30 protein-coding genes are annotated in these 23577 nt (G+C 39.1%); 11 read left to right on the top strand and 19 right to left on the bottom strand.

Going from position 1 to position 23577, the window contains the following annotated elements; all coding sequences use genetic code 11:
- Positions 1-223 precede the first annotated feature (223 nt).
- Together U5K72_04455 and U5K72_04450 are read left to right on the top strand one after the other, a co-directional pair.
- Positions 224-502, top strand: coding sequence for a helix-turn-helix domain-containing protein (locus U5K72_04455; protein ID MDZ7718058.1), 279 nt, complete (start codon positions 224-226; stop codon positions 500-502).
- A 3-nt stretch (positions 503-505) separates the two neighbouring features.
- Positions 506-1237 (top strand): hypothetical protein, encoded by a 732-nt coding sequence (locus tag U5K72_04450; GenBank protein MDZ7718057.1) that lies wholly within the window; start codon positions 506-508, stop codon positions 1235-1237.
- A 519-nt stretch (positions 1238-1756) separates the two neighbouring features.
- Here the strand turns inward: U5K72_04450 and U5K72_04445 are convergent.
- From U5K72_04445 to U5K72_04375, 15 genes are all read right to left on the bottom strand, one after another.
- The gene (locus tag U5K72_04445; GenBank protein MDZ7718056.1) at positions 1757-1948 is read right to left on the bottom strand and encodes a hypothetical protein; all 192 of its coding nucleotides are present in this window, start codon (positions 1946-1948) and stop codon (positions 1757-1759) included.
- A gap of 60 nt (positions 1949-2008) precedes the next feature.
- Positions 2009-2908 (bottom strand): ComEC/Rec2 family competence protein, encoded by a 900-nt coding sequence (locus tag U5K72_04440; protein ID MDZ7718055.1) that lies wholly within the window; start codon positions 2906-2908, stop codon positions 2009-2011.
- A gap of 131 nt (positions 2909-3039) precedes the next feature.
- A complete protein-coding gene (locus U5K72_04435) occupies positions 3040-3315 on the bottom strand; it encodes a S1C family serine protease (GenBank protein ID MDZ7718054.1) in 276 nt (91 codons plus the stop codon).
- Positions 3316-3368: 53 nt separating this feature from the next.
- Positions 3369-3689 carry a hypothetical protein gene (locus U5K72_04430; protein MDZ7718053.1) on the bottom strand — a complete coding sequence of 107 codons (321 nt, stop codon included), beginning with the start codon at positions 3687-3689 and terminating at the stop codon, positions 3369-3371.
- Between the two features lie 9 nt (positions 3690-3698).
- Positions 3699-4349 (bottom strand): hypothetical protein, encoded by a 651-nt coding sequence (locus tag U5K72_04425; GenBank protein ID MDZ7718052.1) that lies wholly within the window; start codon positions 4347-4349, stop codon positions 3699-3701.
- Between the two features lie 238 nt (positions 4350-4587).
- The gene (locus U5K72_04420) at positions 4588-5022 is read right to left on the bottom strand and encodes a hypothetical protein (protein MDZ7718051.1); all 435 of its coding nucleotides are present in this window, start codon (positions 5020-5022) and stop codon (positions 4588-4590) included.
- A gap of 73 nt (positions 5023-5095) precedes the next feature.
- Positions 5096-5389, bottom strand: coding sequence for a hypothetical protein (locus tag U5K72_04415; GenBank protein MDZ7718050.1), 294 nt, complete (start codon positions 5387-5389; stop codon positions 5096-5098).
- 503 nt (positions 5390-5892) lie between these two features.
- Positions 5893-6231, bottom strand: a complete 339-nt coding sequence (locus U5K72_04410) for a hypothetical protein (GenBank protein ID MDZ7718049.1) — start codon at positions 6229-6231, stop codon at positions 5893-5895.
- 551 nt (positions 6232-6782) lie between these two features.
- Entirely contained in the window at positions 6783-7409 is a 627-nt protein-coding gene (locus U5K72_04405) for a hypothetical protein (protein MDZ7718048.1), read from the bottom strand.
- A gap of 18 nt (positions 7410-7427) precedes the next feature.
- Positions 7428-7640, bottom strand: a complete 213-nt coding sequence (locus U5K72_04400) for a hypothetical protein (GenBank protein MDZ7718047.1) — start codon at positions 7638-7640, stop codon at positions 7428-7430.
- A gap of 101 nt (positions 7641-7741) precedes the next feature.
- Positions 7742-8287 carry a hypothetical protein gene (locus U5K72_04395; protein ID MDZ7718046.1) on the bottom strand — a complete coding sequence of 182 codons (546 nt, stop codon included), beginning with the start codon at positions 8285-8287 and terminating at the stop codon, positions 7742-7744.
- Between the two features lie 182 nt (positions 8288-8469).
- Positions 8470-8886, bottom strand: coding sequence for a hypothetical protein (locus U5K72_04390; protein ID MDZ7718045.1), 417 nt, complete (start codon positions 8884-8886; stop codon positions 8470-8472).
- 509 nt (positions 8887-9395) lie between these two features.
- Complete coding sequence (locus U5K72_04385) at positions 9396-10076, bottom strand: hypothetical protein (protein MDZ7718044.1); 681 nt, start codon at positions 10074-10076, stop codon at positions 9396-9398.
- Positions 10077-10124: 48 nt separating this feature from the next.
- The gene (locus U5K72_04380; GenBank protein MDZ7718043.1) at positions 10125-10358 is read right to left on the bottom strand and encodes a hypothetical protein; all 234 of its coding nucleotides are present in this window, start codon (positions 10356-10358) and stop codon (positions 10125-10127) included.
- A gap of 116 nt (positions 10359-10474) precedes the next feature.
- Positions 10475-12082: a transposase gene (locus U5K72_04375; GenBank protein ID MDZ7718042.1), complete on the bottom strand. Its 1608-nt coding sequence runs from the start codon at positions 12080-12082 to the stop codon at positions 10475-10477.
- 1012 nt (positions 12083-13094) lie between these two features.
- Here U5K72_04375 and U5K72_04370 point away from each other — a divergent pair.
- Positions 13095-13745, top strand: coding sequence for a transposase (locus U5K72_04370; GenBank protein ID MDZ7718041.1), 651 nt, complete (start codon positions 13095-13097; stop codon positions 13743-13745).
- Between the two features lie 449 nt (positions 13746-14194).
- On the opposite strand, the gene U5K72_04365 is transcribed toward U5K72_04370, so the two are convergent.
- The 4 genes from U5K72_04365 to U5K72_04350 are packed head-to-tail and all read right to left on the bottom strand — an operon-like array spanning position 14195 to position 16874.
- Positions 14195-15079, bottom strand: a complete 885-nt coding sequence (locus U5K72_04365) for a hypothetical protein (protein MDZ7718040.1) — start codon at positions 15077-15079, stop codon at positions 14195-14197.
- Positions 15080-15090: 11 nt separating this feature from the next.
- Positions 15091-15534: a hypothetical protein gene (locus U5K72_04360; protein ID MDZ7718039.1), complete on the bottom strand. Its 444-nt coding sequence runs from the start codon at positions 15532-15534 to the stop codon at positions 15091-15093.
- Between the two features lies 1 nt (position 15535).
- A complete protein-coding gene (locus U5K72_04355; GenBank protein MDZ7718038.1) occupies positions 15536-16414 on the bottom strand; it encodes a hypothetical protein in 879 nt (292 codons plus the stop codon).
- Positions 16356-16874, bottom strand: coding sequence for a hypothetical protein (locus tag U5K72_04350; protein MDZ7718037.1), 519 nt, complete (start codon positions 16872-16874; stop codon positions 16356-16358). Before U5K72_04350 ends, U5K72_04355 begins: the two co-directional genes overlap by 59 nt.
- A gap of 620 nt (positions 16875-17494) precedes the next feature.
- Between U5K72_04350 and U5K72_04345 the strand changes: the two genes are divergently transcribed.
- The 8 genes from U5K72_04345 (at position 17495) to U5K72_04310 (ending at position 22934) form a co-directional block, all read left to right on the top strand.
- The gene (locus U5K72_04345) at positions 17495-17914 is read left to right on the top strand and encodes a hypothetical protein (protein ID MDZ7718036.1); all 420 of its coding nucleotides are present in this window, start codon (positions 17495-17497) and stop codon (positions 17912-17914) included.
- Between the two features lie 426 nt (positions 17915-18340).
- Positions 18341-20101, top strand: coding sequence for an AAA family ATPase (locus U5K72_04340; GenBank protein MDZ7718035.1), 1761 nt, complete (start codon positions 18341-18343; stop codon positions 20099-20101).
- Between the two features lie 4 nt (positions 20102-20105).
- The gene (gene mcrC / locus U5K72_04335) at positions 20106-21134 is read left to right on the top strand and encodes a 5-methylcytosine-specific restriction endonuclease system specificity protein McrC (protein MDZ7718034.1); all 1029 of its coding nucleotides are present in this window, start codon (positions 20106-20108) and stop codon (positions 21132-21134) included.
- 188 nt (positions 21135-21322) lie between these two features.
- Positions 21323-21535 (top strand): type I restriction-modification system subunit M N-terminal domain-containing protein, encoded by a 213-nt coding sequence (locus U5K72_04330; protein ID MDZ7718033.1) that lies wholly within the window; start codon positions 21323-21325, stop codon positions 21533-21535.
- An 8-nt stretch (positions 21536-21543) separates the two neighbouring features.
- Positions 21544-21750 (top strand): type I restriction-modification system subunit M N-terminal domain-containing protein, encoded by a 207-nt coding sequence (locus tag U5K72_04325; protein ID MDZ7718032.1) that lies wholly within the window; start codon positions 21544-21546, stop codon positions 21748-21750.
- Positions 21751-21891: 141 nt separating this feature from the next.
- On the top strand, positions 21892-22155 hold the full coding sequence (locus U5K72_04320; protein ID MDZ7718031.1) for an N-6 DNA methylase: 264 nt from the start codon (positions 21892-21894) through the stop codon (positions 22153-22155).
- Entirely contained in the window at positions 22094-22747 is a 654-nt protein-coding gene (locus U5K72_04315) for an N-6 DNA methylase (protein ID MDZ7718030.1), read from the top strand. Before U5K72_04320 ends, U5K72_04315 begins: the two co-directional genes overlap by 62 nt.
- The gene (locus tag U5K72_04310) at positions 22734-22934 is read left to right on the top strand and encodes a hypothetical protein (GenBank protein ID MDZ7718029.1); all 201 of its coding nucleotides are present in this window, start codon (positions 22734-22736) and stop codon (positions 22932-22934) included. The genes U5K72_04315 and U5K72_04310 overlap by 14 nt, the downstream gene beginning before the upstream one ends.
- Positions 22935-23577 lie beyond the last annotated feature (643 nt).

Here is a 23577-nt window from a genome sequence, read left to right as displayed (position 1 = left end):
ATTTAAAAGGTTTTTTGAATAGGGAGCTTATTACTTATCATTCCAAATGAACTCGAAGGACTGGCTCACTACCACATTGTTCTATCAAGATAGTTCTTAAGAAAATTTTGGCTATCTACCCTTATTTGGATACGTGTATCATTTTTTCTCTTCTAATAGACTTGATTTTAACTAAGTTAATAACAAAGTTGACATTCCTCCCCTAATTAGGTTAATTTCACCCATGCTGTCAGAAGATATCAGGGAACTTAGAGAGCGTCTCGGTTGGAGTTTGGCCGAATTCGGACGGCATTTCGGGGTTACACCCCAGGCCGTCCTTAAGTGGGAGCGTGGCAATGCCCGCCCCAACGATTTTGCTCTTGCAGCAATGATTCAGCTAAACCGACGACTGGACGAAATCTCAGAAAAACAAAAACAACAATTCATAGAAAAGCTAAGAACAGCCCTTTTTACGGGCGGCATTCTTGCCTTATTAGCCTTTCTATTCAACAACGAGGAATAAATCATGAGTACAGAAACCCTTGATATCAAAGATAAAAAAAGCAAACCCACGGTAACGGGTGCCGAATTAGCAGAAATTCTTGACGTTGCCCCTGCTACCTTATCGGAGGCAGCACATAAATGTTACAGTTGCGGCGGATATCCTGTTAATGAATGGGCAGAATTTTCAGATTCTGGACGAATTCTCGGTTACGATGTACCCAGTTTTCTGTTAATTGAAAGTGGCTGGAGCCCGAAAAACAACGAGGAACGCTCAAATCCACCCGAAGATGACCCGAATAAGGCCGAATTAGGGACAAATAAGGGAGAAGAACTCCAAGATACCGAGCAAAAAGGCGTAACCAATAACTATTCATTGCTTCCAACGGGGCAAGACTATGTCGGTCCGACCGGTATGGCCACACTTCCTATTGTAATTGGGAAAGCATTGGAGAATGATACGCCAATGAGTAGAGCTGTTATCGGTGGTGGGCTGTCATTACTCTTTGCAATTACTGCATATAGCATGACCGATAATCCAGGAGGCGGACTTGTCGGAGCTGCAACCGGTCTGGGTGTAGCAATTATATTTCTGCAAAATTCAAATAATCATATAAATCAAGCCCCTCATATTGCAACAGCTATTAACCAGCAGAAACAAATTCCAGAAAATAAAAAAGGCTCGGTGGTTATCCATTCGGATTTTGCAACTATGGTGTACATAACTCTAACAACTTTAACAGTTTTTGGCCTCTAATCACCTTATTAGGGTCAAGAACTTTTTTTTACATAAGCTGCCGTTTGATATGTGGGTTTGCGTTTGCGAAAAGGATATGTAATCATCTCCAATACTTACCTGAAGAAGATATTTCGGGTATTGTCCTAATGCGGTTTAAATGGTGGTTTTGGCGGGAAAATAAAATTTTTATAAGATGGGTCATCCTCATATCGCTTAAAATCATTATGCTACAAGCCTTTTTTAGCTCCTTCTGATGATTCAAACTCCATTTCGTCAAAAATAGTAGATGCATCAGTAATAAAAAAAACAGTAGCCCTGCCATCAGGTTGTCCATCAATCAAGCCCAGTTTTTCTGAAGTATATCCACGATTTTATTCCAGTAGTCTGTACTGATAATTTCAATATCTTTTAACGTGTTATGAGTGTTATTGAAAACTTTCCTGGAAGTCTATAATGGAATTGTTGAGGACACAATTACTTAGTTCTGCCCCGTTGCTTAACATATCCATCTTCTCTTGAACTCTCTTTTTAACTTTATCAGTTCTTTCGGTTTAATTGTACTGATGTGATTTTTCCCTTTTCAAAAATAACATCCAACCAATCTCCAACCTTGTAATCGGAAATATGCCAAAGTTTATCTTTGTGAATAGTAATTTCTTTTTCTTCTTCTCCAAGCAAAATTACGATACCTTCTGTTGTAATATCTTCAATAACCGCTTTGATTATCATTTATTCATTTGTTTGGATGTTCTAAATTCAATTACTCAAGTTCAATTCATCAACTAATTTTTAATCTGAATAATAAACCCTTTCTTCCTGCTCATTTTGTGATTCAATATGGTACACTTTACCATCAGTAGTTAGTACAACTGTGCCGTTTATATCTGTGCCGTACATTTTAATATTTAGACTATTCATTCTATCAATAATCTCTGGGTGTGGGTGTCCATATCCATTTTCCAATCCAGCTGAATATACCGCTAACTCTGGACTAACTTTTCTTAAGAATTGACTTGTAGATGATGTTTTTGATCCATGATGACCTATTTGCAAAATATGTGATTTTAAATTTTGGCTACTCTTAACAATTTCAAGTTCAGCGTCAAATTCGGCATCTCCAGTGAACATAAAAATTATGTCACCAAATATTGCCCGGAAAGCTATTGATCCATTGTTTAAATCTCCAGTTAACTCTGAAGGATGCAGGATCTCCACTTTTAAAGAACCAAACATAAAATTATCATTTGTCCTTGGCTCATGATATTTAGCACTTGTTGCCAAGATGGCATCAATAGCTCTCTCGAATGTTCTTGATGTATGAAGTTCACCTGATAACCATACTTCTTTAACTAAGAAATTATTTAAAACTTGTGGGAATTGACCTATGTGATCTGCATGTGGATGAGTTCCGATAAGAAGATCAATTTGTTGAACATTTTGTTCTTTTAAATATGGAACAACATCATTTCTGTCATGTCGTCCTGCATCTACTAAAACGGTAAAATCAGGCCCCATAAGCAGCGTTGCATCACCTTGCCCCACATCAATAAAATGCACTTTTAATTGATCATTTATTAATCCTGAAGAAGGTAGTTCACTACTATTGGGAAGGAATGAGTAAGCCAGATACAAAACCCCCAAAACAACTACTATCAAAGAGAGAGCTTTTATTTTCGATATCCGGTTCATGAATAAGACTTATTCGTTAGTATATTATCAAAGATATCTTTCCAATTTTAACTCTTTGATATTTATAGCAAAATTTAGATTAGCTTCACCAATTCCACCGGTTGTAATCCCTACAACTTCTCCCCTCATATTTAGCAAAGCACCGCCACTGCTTCCGTGAGTAATTTCTGCTGTTGTTTGAAGTAAACGCCCCTCCTGTATGAAGATATGATACCTGTTGACAGAGAATGACTTAAACCTTTAGGATTTCCAATAGCAAAAACCTCTTCACCAATTTTTGGCCTGGACTCTGCGATATTAAGTGTGTTAAAGTTAGAACTACCACTTACTTTAAATATGATGTAGTCAAGTTCCTCGTCCTGTTCAATTACCCTACTAATTTTATACTCGTTACCTGATTCAGTCAAAATCATTTCATTCCCTCTGAATGTTCCTTCGAAAATGTGATAGTTACTGACTGCTAATCCCTCATACTAACAAAAAAACCTGAGCCTTGATATATCATTTCATTGTCTGATGTATAAACTGTAAATACCGCAGATTTACTGGCACTGTATAAATTACTTAGTGAGACTCCCTCATTCTGAGTTAATAAATTCTGCTCTTTTTCATTTGAGCTATTTAGATCTGTTTGCGATGGGGTAGCTATTCTTCCACCATTATTATAAGGCTCATCATCGAAATTTTTTGTGGATTGATGCCTAATACCAGATTCGGAACACCCCGAACAGCCAGTGAAAAAGATGCCAACAAATACTAATATTAGAACAAGTCTATACATGGCAAAAGCTTAATTAGTAGCTTCTAAAGTATACTTCGATGTTATTTGCAAAGTAAATCGGCGATTTAAGGGTGATCCATCAGGTTCCCGGTTCAAACCAAAATATCCACTTCCGGCAATAATCAACTCAAACCGATTACTATATTTATCTGTTAATGTTCTAAAATCTAACTTACTATCATTCTTCCAATAGTTATATAATGCTAGAGCTCTTTTATAGCTTAATTTATATCCAATATCGGGATAAAGTTTATGGTTGCCACCAGAGCGTTGAGTATTCCCTTCGATTACCAATAAAAGATGTGTCTGCTCATTTACCTGAAGAAGGCTGTCTAATCTATTATATAATGCATTACCTGCATGATTTAATTCCTCAAGTACTTGTTCTTCTTGTTCATAAATATTAGCATTGTTTGGGCTGAATTCCACAGGTATATTTAAACGATAACGTTTACTCTCTTCATCAAAATTGAAATAACTTCTATCCAAGGAGCTTAAGGCCGTTTCAATTGCCTTTATTTCGTTTAGTTTGTCTTGAGTTATTTGGTATCTGTTGTAATAATAGCCAGCAGTAATCACAAAAAGGACAAGCATTATAAAGAATAAGCTTGTCATAATATCTGAATAACTAACCCAAAATAAATTGTTGTTATTATTCATTTTTACTAACTAAAAATAGATTTCAACCACTCAAGAAAATTGCGAAACCAAGATGGCATTCTTGAATTATTCGATCTTAGTGCAACTTTTAGGTCTCTGGTATTAGAATCAAGTTTTGATAATAATACTTTGATTTGTTCGAGTTGTTTAACGGCCAATTCAACTTTATTTGAATCGGTGCTGGTGTTTTCCTGCTTAGTACATCCTACAGAGTGCGTTTTAATTTCTTCAAGCTCCTTTAAGTAGTCTGATTCTGGAATTTTGGCAACGAATTTTTATATACTTTTGTGAATTGGTCTATATGAAGTTGAGCAATTTCACCAAGTTTATTAAATAGTTGCTCATATACTTTATCAAAGTTATTCTCGATTTCATCAGAAATAGTTTTCACACTATTTACATTTTCAGCAGTCGAATCAACTAGCTTATCAACGGCGTCTTTGAATCGTTTTTCAGAAAGATCAAACGAATAAAGAGCAACATCTCCCATGTCTTCCATTTTTTTCAAATGTGACGTCAAAAACCTTGTCAGATCTCTCGACTCCTCTAATGTTTGGTCAATATTTTGAGCAACTTTATCAATGCTGTCAGCTTTTTTAGAGAACCTGCCTAATTCTCCAGATATAACAGACAGTTGATCAATGAATTCAGAAAACTCATAAAACGATTCCAAATTTCTTTCCAGACGATCGAAAGTCTCAAATTTACTTTGGATATCTTTGTTACATTAAGTTTTTCAATCCGGTCTAATGTTTCTTGCTGAGTGATAATATTTGATTTTTTGAAGCCTGTGTGGCCTCTTTTATTTCCTGGACAACATCCGTTGTCAACCTTGAAAAGTTGTCAATGCTTGCTTTTAAACCAATAACACCTGCATCTTCGGCTTTAAATAGTTCGGGTAAAAGATTTTCTTGAAGGTAATTTAGTTGAGAGTTTTTATCTTTGAGTATTTTTTTTGAAGCCTTACTATACACGGATGTAGAGAGGAGAATGGTCCAGACTAAACCTGACAATGTTGCTACGATTGCAATCTCTAACACCGTTTATTAAAGCGTTGATTCCCGCTAAGTCTCCTACCCCGTTTGAAACACTACTGTTCGCTTCTTGTGCTAAGTCCGGCATCGCAAATAGTCCGAATATAATTCCTACAATTGTTGCAGATAGTCCAAGGTAAAGTGGTATAGGAATAGCCTGTATAATTTCACTCTCCTTCTCAATCTATTCTCTCTTTCTATAATATCTTTAATAATACTATAGTTAACAGTTGCACCTCTGTTGTGACTTAAATAGTTATTGATGGATTCTTTTATCCGTTGATTGACTTCATTCCTACTCTTTGATTCTAATAGTATAACTTTTTCTGATGGCGGTGTATTCTTATTAATATTTAGAAGCCTTAAAGGTATTTCAAAAATATTTTTGAGGATTTTTGCAGATTGATAAGTTTTATAAAAGAAGAATACCTGTAAAGCAATAAAAATAAGAATTAAAAATAACTCTGCTTGCAGTAATGGATTGTTCATTACTTCTTGAAAGAATCCCATTATAAAATCTCTACCTCAATCTTATTTACAATTACCCATTCTTCCCCATCGCGTTTAACCTTACCTGGGTTGATTTGACTTACTGTAGTAGGATTGTTTTCATTCTCTTCTGTAATACTACAAGCCGGTTTTATCATTGAGTCTTTGAGATTAATTGCTACACCATCATATTTACTAGATACGAATTCAATTATTCCTTCAGATTCTCCACTCTGATAAGTTAATTTATAAAGTCTTTTCTCTTCACAAGTACTTATCCCATTTAAGTGCTTAAATTTTCCTTCTTCGTTAGGTACAGTAAAGAATAGTTCCTGATCTTTGACTGTCTGAATATACATTTTGATCTACTTTATTATCGTTGACTGTTTCTGATTCAACCTTAGAAACTTCATGGATAGTAGGATCAGCCTTATTACCAAAGGAGTCTGCTTGAAGTTTTGATTGTAATCCTTTAATTCTCGCTTATCAGTTTTTAAATTTGTTATTGTACTTCGCAGATTTTGATTTTCTTGTTGAAGCCTTTTAATATTCGATTTGCTTCTTCATATTTTGAAAAATACTTGTAGGCCATTTCCTTCTCCTGCTTAATCTCTTCCTTATACTGTCTTCTTTTGAAATAAATGAGTAAAAATAGACCGATTATCATGGCAGAATTAAGCCCCAATAGACCAACTTGCTTATAAATCCTTCATCAGGTACAATATACCGATTGTCTACATTTTCCTCGTTCTGAGGTTCAGTATCACTTTCAATCTCGTTATTCTGCGGATTAGGAATCTGTTCAGTTTGCTCTTGATTTTTATTATCAACTACTGAATTATTTCTATTTGAACAACTGGTAATTAGTAACAAGAAAATAAATAGGAGAACTCGACACATGATGATCCTACTATTCTTTTGACAATTTATAAGCAAGTCTGCTTAGCTCTCCAATCAGAGGGAAAAAGAATAGTGTTTCTTCAACAGGATCATTATCTCCGCTGTGCTGCTCTTTAATTGTTTGTCTAATTCCTTTTTTCAATTCTTTATCAAGAGCTTTACCGCGAGTCTCTTTAAACACTTTGTAAGCCTCCCGGCCTATGCCATAGTACTCTTCTAAATTATGGTCAAGTTTATACTCATCCAGTAACTGGTAAAACTCCTCAATTTCAGATTGAAAATATTTTGTTTTACCATCTAATATTTCATTGAACCTGACACTACTTGACAAATCGTCAAGGTTGATATTTTGATCAAATGTTCCCTGTCCGCCCAACCAGAACACCTTTTCATATTCCTGATCTGAAATATCAACACTCAGTAATCCACCTTTACAAGTCAGTTCTTTGGGAATATTTGATATTTCACAAGTAATATCACTCTTCTTTGAGTTTTCATAAACTTTATCAAAGAAATAACGATAGAGGTTTGATACCTGCTTTAACTCATCACTACTATCAAGTAAGTGAATAGTTTTTGCAGCAGTCCCACTAAATAGTAAGTTCACTGGAATACTTTCCCCTCTGTTTTTCATCATTTTAGCAACTGTAATAGGTTAATGATGCATGAAAGAACAATAACCTACTAACTTGATCTTTCTGTTATTCTTGATCAAAGTTGAGTAATCAAATTGACCATCTCCTTTACTTAATGCAAACAGGTAACTGCTAAAATCTTTTGATGACTCTCTGGCTAATATTCCGTCAAGTATCTCTTTAGCTGTATCATTATTCCCTTCTATATATTCTAAGGCTTTATCTTTAAACAAATTGACAAAACCATTTCTGGATGGATCTTTACCATATCCGTCACCAAATATTGCATCACCAGCAAACCTGAAAGATGATATATGATTTCACTTTGCCTTCATCATAAACGGATACATCCGTGGAGCCGCCCCCGACATCTACTGATAATGTCAGACCTGATATAGCTCTCTTTGTAATAATAATAATACGGCCCAACACTCTCCGGCAAACTTCTTACGTTCTCGTTTCCGAAGTGAGAGCCAAACACTTTTTCCATTTTCTCAGACCATATTTCACTCAGCCTACCTTTATGATATTTACTCATGCTTACAGGATAAAACCAAGTAAGTTTTATATTAGTGAGGGCTATATTATTGAATAATGACTTATACTTTATCAGTAGAATTAGATATTCAATATAAGCTTGTAATTTTTTTAAATTCTCCTCTTCGTGCAAATCCTCCCATTTCAAATTAGTAATCAACTTTAAACTAGTCCCCTCATTAACATGTTCGTAAAGCAAATAATTATTTACTTGCAGAAACACTTCATATTTTGATTTTTTATTGTTTAGAATATCGTTTTCAACAAGTGCCGTTCTCAACGGAAAGCTTATTTGTCCATCACTTTTGGGACCAATAGAATAAGGAGTTAATTCACGCTTCAAAAATAGTCTGTATATTTAATTCAAATTGTTCTTGATTTGTTTTTCTATCTAAAAGTGAAGTCCAAATTGGTTGAGTTTTTTCAACCGTGTAAGATTTTTCCGCATTGTTTCCAAGAATATATTCTATGTGAGTATTTGTAGTACCAAAATCGATAGAATAGGCACATGATTCACCGCTCGGATTATACTTCCGGCATTTTTGGAACTACAAAGCCACTGACATTTCTATTTAATTCAATTTTTACTGCATCAAAGTAATTATTAGTCTTTTGGTACACAGACTTTGTAGCACCGTATGACCTGATAACACCATTGCTAACATTAATTCTTATTCCATTTTGGTAGCAAGTTATTCCATAGCTATTCTTTTTGTTATTATTAATATCTGAATCAATAATTCCTATTGTATACTCAAGTGGAATTTCGTTCGTATCAACTTTTATGAATGGTAGTATTGCAAGATGAAGATCCAACTTTTTCTTCTCAGCCCCTTTATATTGCTTTTCAAACTTAACTAATCCTCCTCTTGTCTTAATGTTAAGTTTTACTATGACGGTCCCCTGTGAAAAGCTCTTCGATTTGAAGCATTTCAGAAACATTTGACGCCTCGAAGTATTTAAAAAATGTTTTCGTAAGCGGTAATAAATACTTTTTTCCTTCCTTGCTCTTGCCAGTGATAAATCTATTAGAATTTATATAGTAAGGCAGTTCAATAATATATTTTGACAAAAAATTGTCGACACTCAACCAGGGGTATTGATCTCCTACAACAGGCAGTTTAGATTCATTTAAATCTGAATCATTTTTATTAGGGATCTTACCATTGTATTCATTTGGAGTCCATTTTACATCTTTGGTCGTATATGACCACTCTTCCGAAAATGTGCTATTAGGTAGTACAAGGGGCTTTTTCTCCTTTATTTCATAATCGGGTTTGATAACAAAGTCACTTTCTTTTTCTATATCATTTACCTTTCTTTGGCTACGTGAAGTGAATAATCTATCACTTTACAATAGTTTGTAGATTCACCGGTAACATGACATTTCTCATATTCCGTTATCCGGCCTGGAGATAACTCATTGATCATTCTTCTTTTATCACTGTTCATCACCTCCTTAGCTTTTTCCAGATACTCAATAAATCTGCAAAGTGGTCTGGAATCTGTTGCTGGTTAGCTAGGATGTACAAGTATTCAACAAAATCCCATTCTCTTTTGTGAAGTGGAACAGCGCTGTTTCCGAAATACTTTCCAGTAGCTCTTTGGATAGTTATCTCATCTCTCAATCCGGATTTAAAGGGTGCAGAAAAGAACAATGATTTTGGTGATGTTGCACCTATAATCTCTTTGTTATATAAAACAAAATGAACTCTATTAGTCTTATTAAAATTGTAGACGCCCGCATCTTGCTTCCAATAAACCTCAAACGTATTCGCTAACTCTCTGTGCTTATTAATTACATCCCCAAAGTTATCTGAAATTCTTTGTTTCGGGTTGTAATCAATTATCTCAATATTATCTTTAAATTTTTTGGAATAAAATATCAATTGCCCAATGTCTAACGCATCAGATACAAGCTTGTGTTGAGCTTTATTGCCTTCCAGCTCCCTTTGTGCAACCCATCGAAATGCTTCATTAACCAAATCTATTCTCGCAAACGGACTAGGAATAGAGTTCGCAACCTCTTTCCCATCAGTCAAGATAGTTTCTAATTCTTCATCATTAAAAATTTTACTCGTAAACCATCCTGTACCCTCTGCTCCTTCATGTAATCGGTATACTTTTCCCATAACTATTAGATAAGCTTTTTAGATTCCAAAACTTCTTTTGTTGATCTTTCAAATAATTTTATTAACTGGGTAAACTCTTTTTCTTTTGACTCCACCCACCTTATCAATATTAAAACCATTCTGTCTATCCAACTCTTTAAAACCATCTTTAGATAACGGCTCTTCTGAATTATTGATTAAATCAAGTGAATTACCCGGAGACACATAAGGCTTAAAGGGTGAATGACGGATCATTCTTTTTAAGTTCTTCAATCCATTCATCAAAGTAATTGCAAAATTCAACTATGAGTCCACTCCGAAAAGTACATTTTCGATTTTACCTGTCAAAGCGGCTTTGGTTTAAGAAATATTTTTGAAAAGCTAAATTTTTGATCATTACATAGTTTAGCCTACTTCGATCAGGCTATTTGAACAGTTTTCGGGGTATTGTACCCGGTTTGTTCGCCTGATTCATCCAATTGGCTTATGTATCGCTGAATACGCCTCATATTCACCCATATGGCCCGACACCATGCCCATAATTTATGTTTGATTAATCCCCGATAGCACGTTTTATCGGTGCGTAAGGTATGGGTCAGGTGCCAGATACTCGCCTCCACATTATTACGTTTGTTGCGTTCGCTCGCCGGGCGCTCGGCTATTGCCTGCCGCCGGGCTGAGGCCCGAATGGCCGACGACCCGAAATACCGGTACTGTTGCCCCTCGTCCAGCCGGATCCTCCATCGCTGTTCGGTGGTGTTTTTCTGGCGGCGAGCCGGCTCCGCCTGATGGGTGGTGCCGGTTTTCGTGTCATGGACGGTCACTCCCTGCTCGGTTTCGGTAAGCTCAAAGCGTGAGGGAGCGCCCTGAATACCACTCAATACCATCTCCACATGCTCTTGGCCAGCCTGCTGGTCTTTGGCCAGGCTTCGGTTGTAGGCCCCATCGGCGTAGCAGGTGTCCACGTGGCGGCCGGTGCGCTGCTCGGTGGCCTCGATGGCCGGGCCCACCATGTCCGCATCGCTGCAATCGGCCGGGGCAAGGTGCACATCGGTAATCAACTGTAACTCCTGTTCCTCGTCAATCGTCTCGGTCAGGTTCACGGTGTAGCCTTTGACCGCCTGGCCGCCTTTACGCCGGTAGCTACACTCCGGATCATCAGGCGACTGGATGCTGTCGGCGGTGATCTGCTGGGTATCCCGTGCGCTCACCTGCCCTGAATCATCATCATCCTCATCGATCGTATATTGTTCGGTAAAAACCTGCTTCAAAAGATCGTATTTAGAACTGTCCTCGCAGCTGTACGTATCCAGAAGACTGGCCACCAGGCCTCCAAGGTCTTCCAGCCGCTGTTGAATCTCCTGGTGGGTGGAGCGGTAAACGGTGCTCTGAGCGTCCTCGGCGGCCAGCTCCTGCATCGCCTGGTACACCGATTGGGGGGCAATTTCCTGAGCCTGTTCGGAAAGACTTCGCCAAAACACCTTCAGCGTCCGGCAGACCAGCTCAAAGCGGGAAAAACTGGCGATATTGCTGCCGATCAGTTTGCTGTCCATACGAATCTGCTGCCCGCCAACATCAAACTCAAGAATCTGATCACTGGTCATGGCCCCAAACACCCGGCCAAGCAGGTCCGTGCCGTGCTCGCGGTCATACTCATAGATACGCTTTCGAAACAGATAATAGGTAGATTCGGTGGGAGGTGGGTCGTTGAGATTGACAAGTCCCAGGGCTTGGCGGAACAGCAGGTGGAACCGGCAGGCTTCAAAGAGCTGCTCGTCGCTGAATCCAAATCCGTCTTTAAGGATCATCATCCCCACCAGCTGCCGGGCCGGGGCGTTGGGTGCGCCCATCTGCTGGTCAAACAGAACATGGAAGATCGATTCATCGATTTGGCTGAATACGTGTTCGTAAAAGGAGTTATGCCATCGATGGGGATCGCGAAGCTGACGCTGGCGGCGCTCATCGAGATGCTGGCCAGCCGAGGATAACAGGTCAATCTGAGGGTGTTTTGGAGACTTTTTAAACATAGTATCTAACTGTTATTTATGAAGTTAGAATATACAAAATAGGCCTTGAAATATCTAAAAATACACTGCTTTAATTCTTGAATACTCACCTAATTTAAACGACTTTTCGGAGTAAGTCTCAACTATGGTAATTTTTATAGTTAGCACTGTTAAAAAACTCTCTATCAAGCATGGTTCTTTCATTTGTTAATAAACCATTCTTTGTCCATGCGGATACCCCCAGAAGATCTACTCAGCCCTTTTGATAGAAATCTTGAGAAGAATTTAAACCGTGTAAGTTTGCTTTTAAAAGATCAGCTTGTGACGCATGTAAATCGTCAAATGTTATCGCTCCATCTTCACGAATCACACCAAACTCTTTTATTTCCTAAAATCCGCAAGGCAATACATAAAAAGAGCCAAAAAAGCGGCTGAATGTTGTTGATTCAGGCTTTTTTGGCTCGAATAATTTCACTTATTTAGGTGAGACCAAACACCCTAAAGAAGTGAGACATGCATATTACAAAATCATCGGAAAAGATAACACCATTTGGCGGATTAGATTTTTGCTTGGAAAGTTTTCACAGTAGCGGGCTGGCGGGACTGATTGACCGGCACCTTGGCTCCGAGAGGTCAAACGGCCGGGTTTTCCTACAGCGACATTGTTGCCAACCTCATGAGCTGTATTGTTTACCGGCGGGGATTGCGCCGAGGATCTGGCCGAGCACCTGCGCGAGCCCGCTCCAGCCGCACGCGGGGCCTCATCGCCGTGCAGCCCCGACACGCTGCTTCGCGGGGTCAAGCAGCTGGCCTGCGACTCCGCGCCAGCTTACTCATCCAACCAGCGGTGTCGAACCACACGTTCAACGTCGAATGAGCCGCTAAACGAATTGTTGGTGAAAGCCTTGCGCGACCACCGGACAACTCAGCAACCGGGGTTGCTATACTCTGGACTATGACAACCAGGTTATTGAAACCGAGAAATGGGATGCGGCGCGAACCTATAAAAAGTGTCACGGCTACCAGCCGGGGGTTGCCAGCATTGACGGCATGCCGGTATACCATCGAAGGGCGCAACGGCAACAGCCAGGCGAGCTTTGCCCAGCACGAAACCCTCGACCGACTGTTCGAACGGCTGAATGCCCACGATGTGAGCATTGACCGCTTTCGGGCCGATTCAGCCTCTTACCAGCAGAAGGTTGTTGAGCTTGCAGGAGCCCATACCGACCGGTTCTATATTCGGGCCAAACGCTCGGCGGAGATGCTCCGGCAAATTTCGGCGATCGACCAGGACGACTGGACATCGGTGAAGCTGAACTGGCAGCCGATGGATGTGGCCGAGCTGGCCGACTGGCGGCCCTTTGACGGGCAAACCTCCTATCGGCTGATCGTCAGCCGCATCAAACGAGACGACCAGCAGGGCGATCTGTTCAGCGAGTCTGCCTACACCTACCGGGCCATTCTAACCAACGATCGTGAGAGCTCCCCGGAGGAAATTGTTGCCTTCTACAACAAACGCGGAGCCAGTGAGCGGGTCTTTGATATCATGGGCAACGATTTTAGCTGGTCACGGCTGCCCTGCTCGTTCCTCTCGCAGAACACGGCCTTTATGATTCTCACGGCCATCATCGCCAACTTCTATCGTTACATCCTCAGCCTCTACTCGAAGCGCATCCCTGGCTGAAGGCCACCTACCGGCTTAAAAAGTTTATCTTTCGATTCATTAGCGTTCCCGCCAAGTGGATTCGCTCAGGCAGGCAGAATATCCTTAAACTCTACACCGGTAAGGGCTACGAGCTGCTTTTGGAGTAGCAAACCGCCCCGTCACCTCCACTGCTGCAATCCGTTGATCCAACTCCGTGGAAAAGGTGTATCAACAGGTGAAAAAATACAGCAAAATGGTGATCATATAGCGGTCAACAGTGGTAAAAAAACAGCAAAGAATCACGGGAAATCTACAAATACGATAGTATTGTCAATCAAATTTTAGAAAATGAGTACTGTTATTGTACTATCTTATGCAAATGAAATCCTTGCGGATTTGAGGTATTTGTGTATCATTTACTATCTGACCATTTACTACTTTATGTTTATCCAATTCTGTCGAAAAATCAAAGATTGATAACGCTCCGGCTAATTCCAGAAAATGTGCTTTATTCTTTTGTTCTCTTTTCCTTCATGGTTTTCATAAACATTTGTGGCACCATCCAATCCAAGAAAGTATAGCGCGTTGATTTTCTTCTCTTTAATGATTGTCCGATTATAATAGCTAAGGGCTGACTGAGCTTTTTCTTCAAATGTTTCCGAATCAATTTCACTATCCTCGTCGCTTTCCACTCTGAAGTATGGCAAATAAGTAAGCCCGCCAATTGGTGCATTCCTAAATTGTACTGCATTCGGCAAATTTAAACCTTCATGTCTTAATGTATTCAAGAGCAGAGGAAACCCTGCTGCACCCGTACCTCCAAATATTGAATTAATGATGAATATTGAATCACCAGGAGCAAACACCTGTGCAAATCTCGTAAAGTCATCTGACTCGGTAAACTGGTTTAATACCACTGATCCCATATGTGGATTGCCTTTAAATCCTACATCAAGATCTGAATTAAGATTCCGATTAGAGTAAAACAGATCCAAGAACTTTTTATCTTTTTCAGATAAAGAATTATATCCTATATAATCTTTAAAGTTACTGTCATGAGCTCCCTTGAGTTTAAATTGAAAATATTCAGGATTTATATCTGTTGCGTCAAGAGACAGTTCATTGATTGTTTTTAACTCTTGCCCAAAAAAATCATCTGGCTTATCAATCTTTGCCCTAATGCTTTGATAAAGCCTTAATATATCTTTTGTACGATTTAAATCCCCATTAGCAGTATCAGGATCAATCAATATTGGAACCACAGCTTTAATACCACTACCCAACCTACAACCACTCGCCATCAACATTGCCAGTGATTTAATTACCCTTGCGCCCGTTCCGCCTATACCAAATACAAATAATCTGTTTGCCATATTTCTCTTGTTTAAATAGGTAGATGTGAATGAAGTTTACTAAAGCGTTTAAATAAAATACTATACAATAGCGATACAATGAAAGCAAGCAATACATTGTATAAACCATAGTAATATCTTAGAACAGAAGCGTGTTCGTAGTAACCAGAATCAGGATTAGCAATTGCAGCCGCAAGTTGCTGATCTCCTGTCCCTAATATAGTTAGGTTGAAAACCCCCACTGTACTGGCAAATACAATTATTAATCCAACCACAACGGCTATTACCCAATGCCAACCTCTTAGATAGGGGAACCATCTTTCAAAATAAAAAATAGCCATAATAGCTAATGGTATTAGTATAAACATTAAACCTATTGCAACATATCCTTGGTCATTATACATAGCATCATATATAAGCTGATACTTACCATCATAGAGTATCTGTTCGTAAATACTAGCAAAGAAATCTTTCATATTAATTTCTGCTCAAAGTCACTGTTTTAGTTGTTAAATATTTTTGATTAGAGACTTCTGAATAAGCATCAACTATCCCTTGAATCAGATACTTAAACCCAAACGTTTTAGTAGAATCACCTTCAATATTACGATCATCATCGGTATGAGTCTCCTGCACCCATGCCGGAAGTTCATTTAACAGCTTTATATCGATTATTCCTTGAGGTAAGCCGGTAGCTTTTAGAGTTATCAAATGGGTAGGTGTAAAACTTGTAATATTTGTAACCATTTCTGGAGTATACTTTTCAACTTTGATAACCTCAAAATAGCCAGTTACTTCATAGTGATCATTATCAGTGAGATAATCATCGGATAATGGAAGGTCTGAATAGTCAACTCCAACAGAAAATTCGAATTCACCGGCTTGGTTTTGTTCTACTTCAATTAAACGGTTTGAGTCCTCTCTATCCTGCCTGAAGTTTCCTTTTCTATTGTATGCTGTAGATGGCTCATAATCAACTTGATAATCAGTAGGCAAAAAGAATCTAGTATGATTTACATAGCCAGATAGGTTCTCTAAATATTGGTCATCAAAATAATTATTAAGTATCCCTGAGTTACCAAGAATAAAAACATAAAAAGGTCGATTCTGGTTAATTACAATGCCATCCGTTGTAACTCCATAATAATAAGCACCCGAAAAAGTGGATTCCAACTTTACAAGTAGAGTCTGGATATTTTCGGATTCTAATCGATCGATGAACTTATTTCTTGTCTCAAACCCTTCTGATATAATTGATGTGATTGGTTGTGATTTGTCTTGAATGTCATAAATACCATCAGAAACAAAAACAGAGATGTTGTTTAGACTTGCATGGTCTAATGCAATTTGAAACATTGCGAAACATTGCGTTTAGATCGTTGCCACTAACGTCTCCCTGGTTAAAACAGGTTGGATTTAAACAGTTTATGAACTCTTGAGCACTGTTCCCTAATGGTGTGGTTACAATATCTCTTGGTCCATTGATTAAGTTGTAATCAAGTTCTACATCATCTCTCCTAAAATTGGGATTTTGGGCAAGATTAGATACAGCCAGTATAAAATTATTGACACCTTCTTGAGATTCATCCCGGTTTACATACCCAACCATCCCCCCTGAGTTGTCCACAAAAAAAGAAACTTTATTTGCATTGATGTCATCTGTTGTATTTGAAGTACCTGATTCACTATTAGATACTTCTCCACTAACCTCACTGCTTCTTTGGTTAGGTCTCTCACAGCTTGATACAACTAAAATAAGAATTAGAATAATTCCAGCTGTAAGAAAGTAGAATAAATAACTTGTTCCTTGTTTCATTACCAATCTATTGCGTCCCGTATCTTTCTTTAAAATCGTAGCATCAACTAACAAAACATAAAAGATTAGAAAATTACAATTATCGAAGGATCTTTTTCGAATACAAAATGTTAATAGACTAAAAACCATCCTTCATAAGCCATATACCCCGTTTTGACCAAATCCCGCCTCTAAGCGCCTATCTCTTTTTAGCAAGGGCTTGGTATTCCTAATTTCCCAAATTAGTGTACATTCTGTGAAAATATTTCATTTCTGCCCTAAACTTTTGTATCTCCTGCAACTTTAGTGGTGATTTTAAACTTTCAGCTTTGCATTCGCTTTCATTTCTTATTATTTTACCCCAATATCATTTAGAAGAGAACCAACAAACGTTTTAAAAAACTGCGAATGAAGTTCGAGGCAAAAACAGTACGCAACACAATCAACAAAGCTTTTCTGAAGGAGCCGGTTGAGCGGGGTGCTTTTGAAAATTTTAGAGGGTACCACAGCAATTTTTGTATACCTGATGGAAAAAACCGGGACTTTGGCTTGTGTCGCTATATGGGTCCTTACTCTCGGTATTTTTCAAATTGCAATTTCTAATTATTAAGAATAATTAATGCGTTAAAAAGCCTTTAAGAATGGAAAAACAATTCGAATATCTCATCAATTTGGCCAAAGAGTATGAAATATATGAAAATGATGATAAGGCATTATTTGAGGCATTACATAATTTAAGTCAGGATAAGCTTCAAAGCGTGTTTGAAGACTATGGAGATCCTAAGCTACCATATCAACCTATTAATATGCTACGTGCTGAGGTTGCGGGTATGCTATTGAATGGAGAACAGGTAACTCCGACAACTGTAGAAGAGATTAAAAATAAAATAAGAAAAAAGAAGCGAGAGCAATTAAATTACGTTCCTGACAATCAGCTGGATAAAATGGATGCTTCAACCAAAGAGACCAAGCCCTTTTGGTCTTGGACAAGATTTTGGCCACTCTTTTACCCTTTTTTCTATCGAGATACAGTGAAGGAAACAGTTCGGCAATATCTTTAAACAAATCAGCAAGCAGTTAAAAAAGGATTTAGACTTATCTGATTACCAAGTTCATTTTGTTGATTTTCGAGGAGCTCAGAGTTTTGGTAGTAGCATATCCTGGTTGGCTTTATATCCTCCACAAAAAGAATCCCATAAAGATGCTTATCAATTTTTTGTTCGTTTTGGCAGTAAACCAAAAGCTGGTTTAATGGCAGGAGGGACATTAAAAGAAATCATTTAGACAAAGATTACCCAAAAGAAGAACTAACCAAAATAAAAACATATTCAGATGTAGTAGAAGTTCTTAAAGGACTAAAAGTTGAGATAATTAAGCTAAATCAAGGTCCTCGTAACTACTATAAATTTAGCCCCGGCTCCCAAGCTATAGACTGGGACAGGTTCAAGGAAGAGGGAAGAATTGGAATTGGATATAAAGATCTTGGAATGGGAGATATTTCTAATGCAAAAAGTAGAGAGGAACTAAATGAGAGAGCTGGGTTGCCAACGGATAGCTCTTCTAATCAAACATGGAATACCTGGTTATTTAAAACCGCAAAACTGGGCGATATTGTTTTTTCCAATCAAGGAGTCAATAAAGTACTTGGAATAGGTATTATAACTGGCGAATATGAGTATCATGAGGACGATAAGTATCCCCATCAAAGAGAGGTAAACTGGCTTACTACTAAAGTTTATGAATATAAATCTCATACATTCAAAGATTACGCGACTCTGTTTTGGCCCGATACATTTAGTCCGACAAAAACATGGCAATTTATATTTAGTGAGTATGTAAGACTGTACCCTGAATTAACCGGAGTATTTGATGAACACAATTTGGATTATAGCAGTGTGAATGCTTCTATAAAGGGTCCAGATCCTGAACCAAGCGAGATCAATTATTGGTGGCTCAATGCTAATCCTTCTATTTGGAGTCTGAGTGATCAAAAGGTGGGAGACCGACAAACCTATACCTCACGTAATGAAAAAGGTAACAAACGGAGGATTTACAAATATTTCGAGACGGTTAAATCAGGCGATATTATGGTTGGTTATGAGAGTAGTCCATCCAAACAGATTCGGGCTATTATGCAAATTACTGAGGAGCTTCACCAATCCGAAGATGAGGGAGAAGTCATAGAGTTTGAAATTATCGAAAAACTCGAAGTACCCGTAAGCTGGAATGAATTAAAAAGTGACCCAAGCCTCAATAATTGTGAAGTTTTTATCAATAACCAAGGGAGTCTTTTTTCCTTGAGCGAGGAAGAATATGATATTATCAGGGCGACTATTGACCAAAAGAATATTTCCGAAGAGCGTAAATTAGAAAGTAGTACAAGAAAACCATATGATTTTGATAACGACCCTGACAAACCATTTATATCAAGGCGAAAGTTTGAGGAAATTATATCAATCCTAAAGCGCAAAAAGAATATCATCTTACAGGGTCCTCCCGGAGTAGGGAAGACTTTTATCGCTCGGAAGTTGGCCTATCAGATTATGGGTTATGAAAATGACTCTCAAATCGAATTTGTTCAATTCCACCAGTCTTACAGTTATGAGGATTTCATTCAAGGCCTTCGGATTACTGAAAATGGAGCGACAAATTTAAGAAATGGGATTTTTTATGATTTTTGCCAAAAAGCCCATACACATAAAGAACGAGATTTTTTTCTCATTATAGATGAGATTAATCGTGGAAATTTAAGTAAGATTTTTGGTGAACTGCTAATGCTCATTGAAGCTGATAAACGAAATAGCAGTTACGCAGCCAAGCTTACCTATGCCGAGGATGAAGAAGATACTTTCTTTGTTCCAGAGAATCTCCACATTATAGGTACCATGAACACCGCTGATCGCTCACTATCGATCATTGACTATGCTCTGCGCCGGCGCTTTGCTTTTATAAGCTTAGAACCAATATTTGATGATAATTTTTCTGCCTTTCTTGAAACACAAGGGGTTTCAAAATCTCTGAGAGATCATATTCATACATCAGTCAGAAAGGTTAATGAGGTTATTAAAAAAGATTTGAATGAAGGATTTCGGATTGGTCATAGTTATTTCTGCACATTCAAGAATAATCAAAATGATGGAGATTGGTACCAGGAAACTATTGAATATGAGATCAAACCACTGCTCGAAGAGATCTGGTTCGATAATTCTGATCAGGTAAGAAAGATGTATGAAATTCTAAGCCTTTAATCTGATGCAGATTCCCGTTGAGAACATCTATTTTCTGCTATGCTATGCCTGGGACAAACTTGAAGAAAAGGATCGGGTAAATGTGTCAACCGATGGTAGACATGATCTGCTTGAATTATTATCCCAAGTATTGATTAATGGTTCGAGGATTCTTCTAAAACGTGGTTTGGAACACGACTATGTTTCTCATACACAAGAAAGTGTTGGTGTTAAGGGGAAATTAGAAGTTAGTAAATCTGTTAAACAGAACTCTTTTCAACGGTTGCATGCAGTCTGTAACTATGACGAATATTCTGCGGATATTCTTCATAATCAGATCCTCATAACTACCTTATTTCAACTGTTATATGCGGTGAGATTAGATGATGATTTAAAGCATGATATTCGAAGGATTCTCCGAAGATTTCCTCGAATTCAGATCATCGATTTAAATCCGGTTGTTTTTGACAAGATAAAAATACACAGGAATAATCGGTTTTATGAGTTTTTACTAAACGTTTGTCAGCTAATTTACGAAAATCAACTACCGAATGAAGATGAGGGAACATGGGCTTTTTCTGATGTGACAAGAGATGAGGATAAAATGGCTATTCTATTCGAGAAGTTTGTCCTGAACTATTACAAGAGAGAATATTCAGAATGGGATGTCAGAGGAGAATATATCTATTGGAATTTTGACGTCGATGATGATAAAAACCTTGAGTATCTACCAAGAATGGAAACAGATATTACTCTGCGTAAACCGCATGAAAAGATCATTATTGATACGAAGTACTATAAGGATACCATGCAAAGGAACTATGATACAGATAAAATCAAATCTGGAAATCTCTATCAATTATTTAGCTACCTAATGCATCAACAGGATGGAACTGAACGTAATTTTAGAACGAAAGGAATCTTATTATATCCTACTATTTCAGAAGAGTATGACTTGGAATATCAGTACAATCAGCATCCAGTTGAAATAAGGACGATTAATTTAAATCAGCACTGGTCGAGAGATAAAAAAAGGTTAAGTAGTATTGTTTGATAGTCGGTTATGTATATGGAGTATAGTTGGTTCTGTGTCAGACGACATTTTTAAAATGGATTTGTGTAAGTATGCGTGAATTATACACTATACTGCTTTCCATTTCCATTCCTATCTCATTTTCTTTACTATCCACTGTTGAGAAAAAATTCACTGAGTAGTAATCGGGATCACAACACCATTCATCTATGACATCAGACACCCTCAAAGACCTTGAAAACCGCCTTTGGGAAGCGGCCGACAACCTTCGCGCCAACTCCGCCCTCAGTTCCTACGAATATTCCACACCGGTACTCGGGCTTATTTTTCTTCGCTACGCCTGGCACCGGTTTCAGCCGGTGCATGAGGAGCTGCAAGAGAAAAGCAGCAGCCGGGTAACTATCGGGCCGGACCAGTTATAAGGCCAAAGGTGCCATTTACCTGCCGGAAGCATGCCCGGTACGACTACCTGCTGGAGCTTCCGGAGAAGGAGGATATCGGCCAGAAGATCAATGAGGCGATGGAGGCGATTGAAAAGGAAAATCCCGAGCTAAAGGATGTGCTGCCCCAGGCAGTACAAGAAATTTGGGGATCAGATTCTGAAAGACCTCCTGAAAAGTTTCTCCAACATTGGTGATGGAGTAAGCGGGGATGTGTTCGGACAGATCTATGAATACTTTCTCGGCAAGTTTGCCATGAGTGAGGGGCAGAAAGGGCGGAGAGTTTTTTACGCCGACTACCCTGGTACAGTTGATTGTTGAGATCATCGAACCCTTTAGTGGTAAAATTTTGGATACAGCTTGCGGATCGGGCGGTATGTTTGTGCAGAGTGCCAAGTTTCCGGGAGCGCCACCGGCAGAATAGCGGCGATGTGCTCTCCATCTACGGACAGGAGAAGGTGGAAAACACGGTTCGCCTCTGCAAGATGAACCTGGCGGTGCATGGATTGGAAGGAGATATCCGGTCAGGGAACAGCTACTATGAGAACATTCACGATGTGGTGGCGCAAGTTCGATTATGTGATGGCCAATCCGCCGTTTAACGTGAGCGGAGTGGATAAGGAAGCGATTGAAGGCGATCCCCGCTACCCGCTGGGCATACCGAGTACGGACAACGCCAACTACCTCTGGATACAGGAATTTTACAGTGCGCTGAACCCTGAAAACGGCCGCGCCGGGTTTGTAATGGCCAACTCTGCTGCCGATGCCCGCCACAGCGAGATGGAGATCCGCCGGAAACTGATTGAGGAGGGCGTGGTGGATGTGATTATTTCCATCGGCTCCAACTTCTTCTATACGGTGACGCTGCCCTGTACGCTCTGGTTCTTTGATAAGGGCAAGAGAGGCACCGACCGCGAGAACAAGGTGCTGTTTGTCGATGCCCGGAACATCTACCGGCAGATTGACCGCGCCCACCGCGACTTTACCCGCCGAGCAGATCGACTTCCTGGCCGGCGATTCGTGCGCCGGTACCGGGGTGAGGCGATGGAGGACACCCTGCCAATGGCTGCTGAACCGGAATGTAGAGTACAACGCCGACGGCAATACGATTACCCAGCCGGAAAACATGAACGAGCTCTTTCCGAATGGAGAGTACAAAGACATTCCCGGCCTCTGCAAAGTGGCTACCATTGAAGAGATTGAAGAACAGGGCTGGAGCCTGAACCCCGGACGCTATGTGGGCGTGGCCGAGCGGGAAGAGGATGATGTGGATTTTAAAGTGCGACTGGAGGAGCTGTATGAGGAGCTGGAATTGTTGAATGTAGAGGCTTCGACACTGGAAAATGAGATTTCTGAAAATATTCAGAGCTATATTAAATAAAGACATAATGCTTTTCAAAGATTCGTACAGTTATAAAGTGGACCTAGGTTTTGCAGAAATAAGGTAAGAAGTTCATCACTATTTGGGCATGGCTGAATGGTAAATCCATCCACGGGTTTATGTTCAAATACTCTTGAAACTTGTAGATGTGACAGAGATAGCAGAGCACGATTTAAAGACGGGATACGCTTTTAGACCAGGACTGCGCGTAGAAGATGCGGAAACTGCACATCTAATCAGATGGAATTAAATCGTTTTGGCATTATTAATGTTTTTGTTTTTGAGCTAAAGAAGAAGTTTGGATATAAATTACATGTATTACTACCTGGATATAAGTCAACTTATACGAGATACGCAAAACAGTGTTGCCAGGGGCTTCCAAGGCAAACAGCGTGCAGAAATGAACGTGCTATCGAGACATTAAATACCTCCACTTGAACATCTCAGCAAAAAATCGCCTCCATCTCTCTGCCTTTGATGACCTGATTGAAACAACACCCGGCGCATTGCCATCCTGGAGGAGATGGCCCGGCTCATCTACCGCGAGTGGTTGTGCATTATCGTTATCCCGGTTATGATGAGGATGAGTTGGTGGATCGGGGATGGATTTTGGTGAGGTTCCTGAGGGTGGCAGGTAAAACAG

The organism is Balneolaceae bacterium, from assembly GCA_034521495.1.
GTDB lineage: Bacteria > Bacteroidota > Rhodothermia > Balneolales > Balneolaceae > Rhodohalobacter.
The sequence above is the reverse complement of the archived record's forward strand: the minus strand, read 5'-3'. Positions and strand labels throughout refer to the sequence as shown.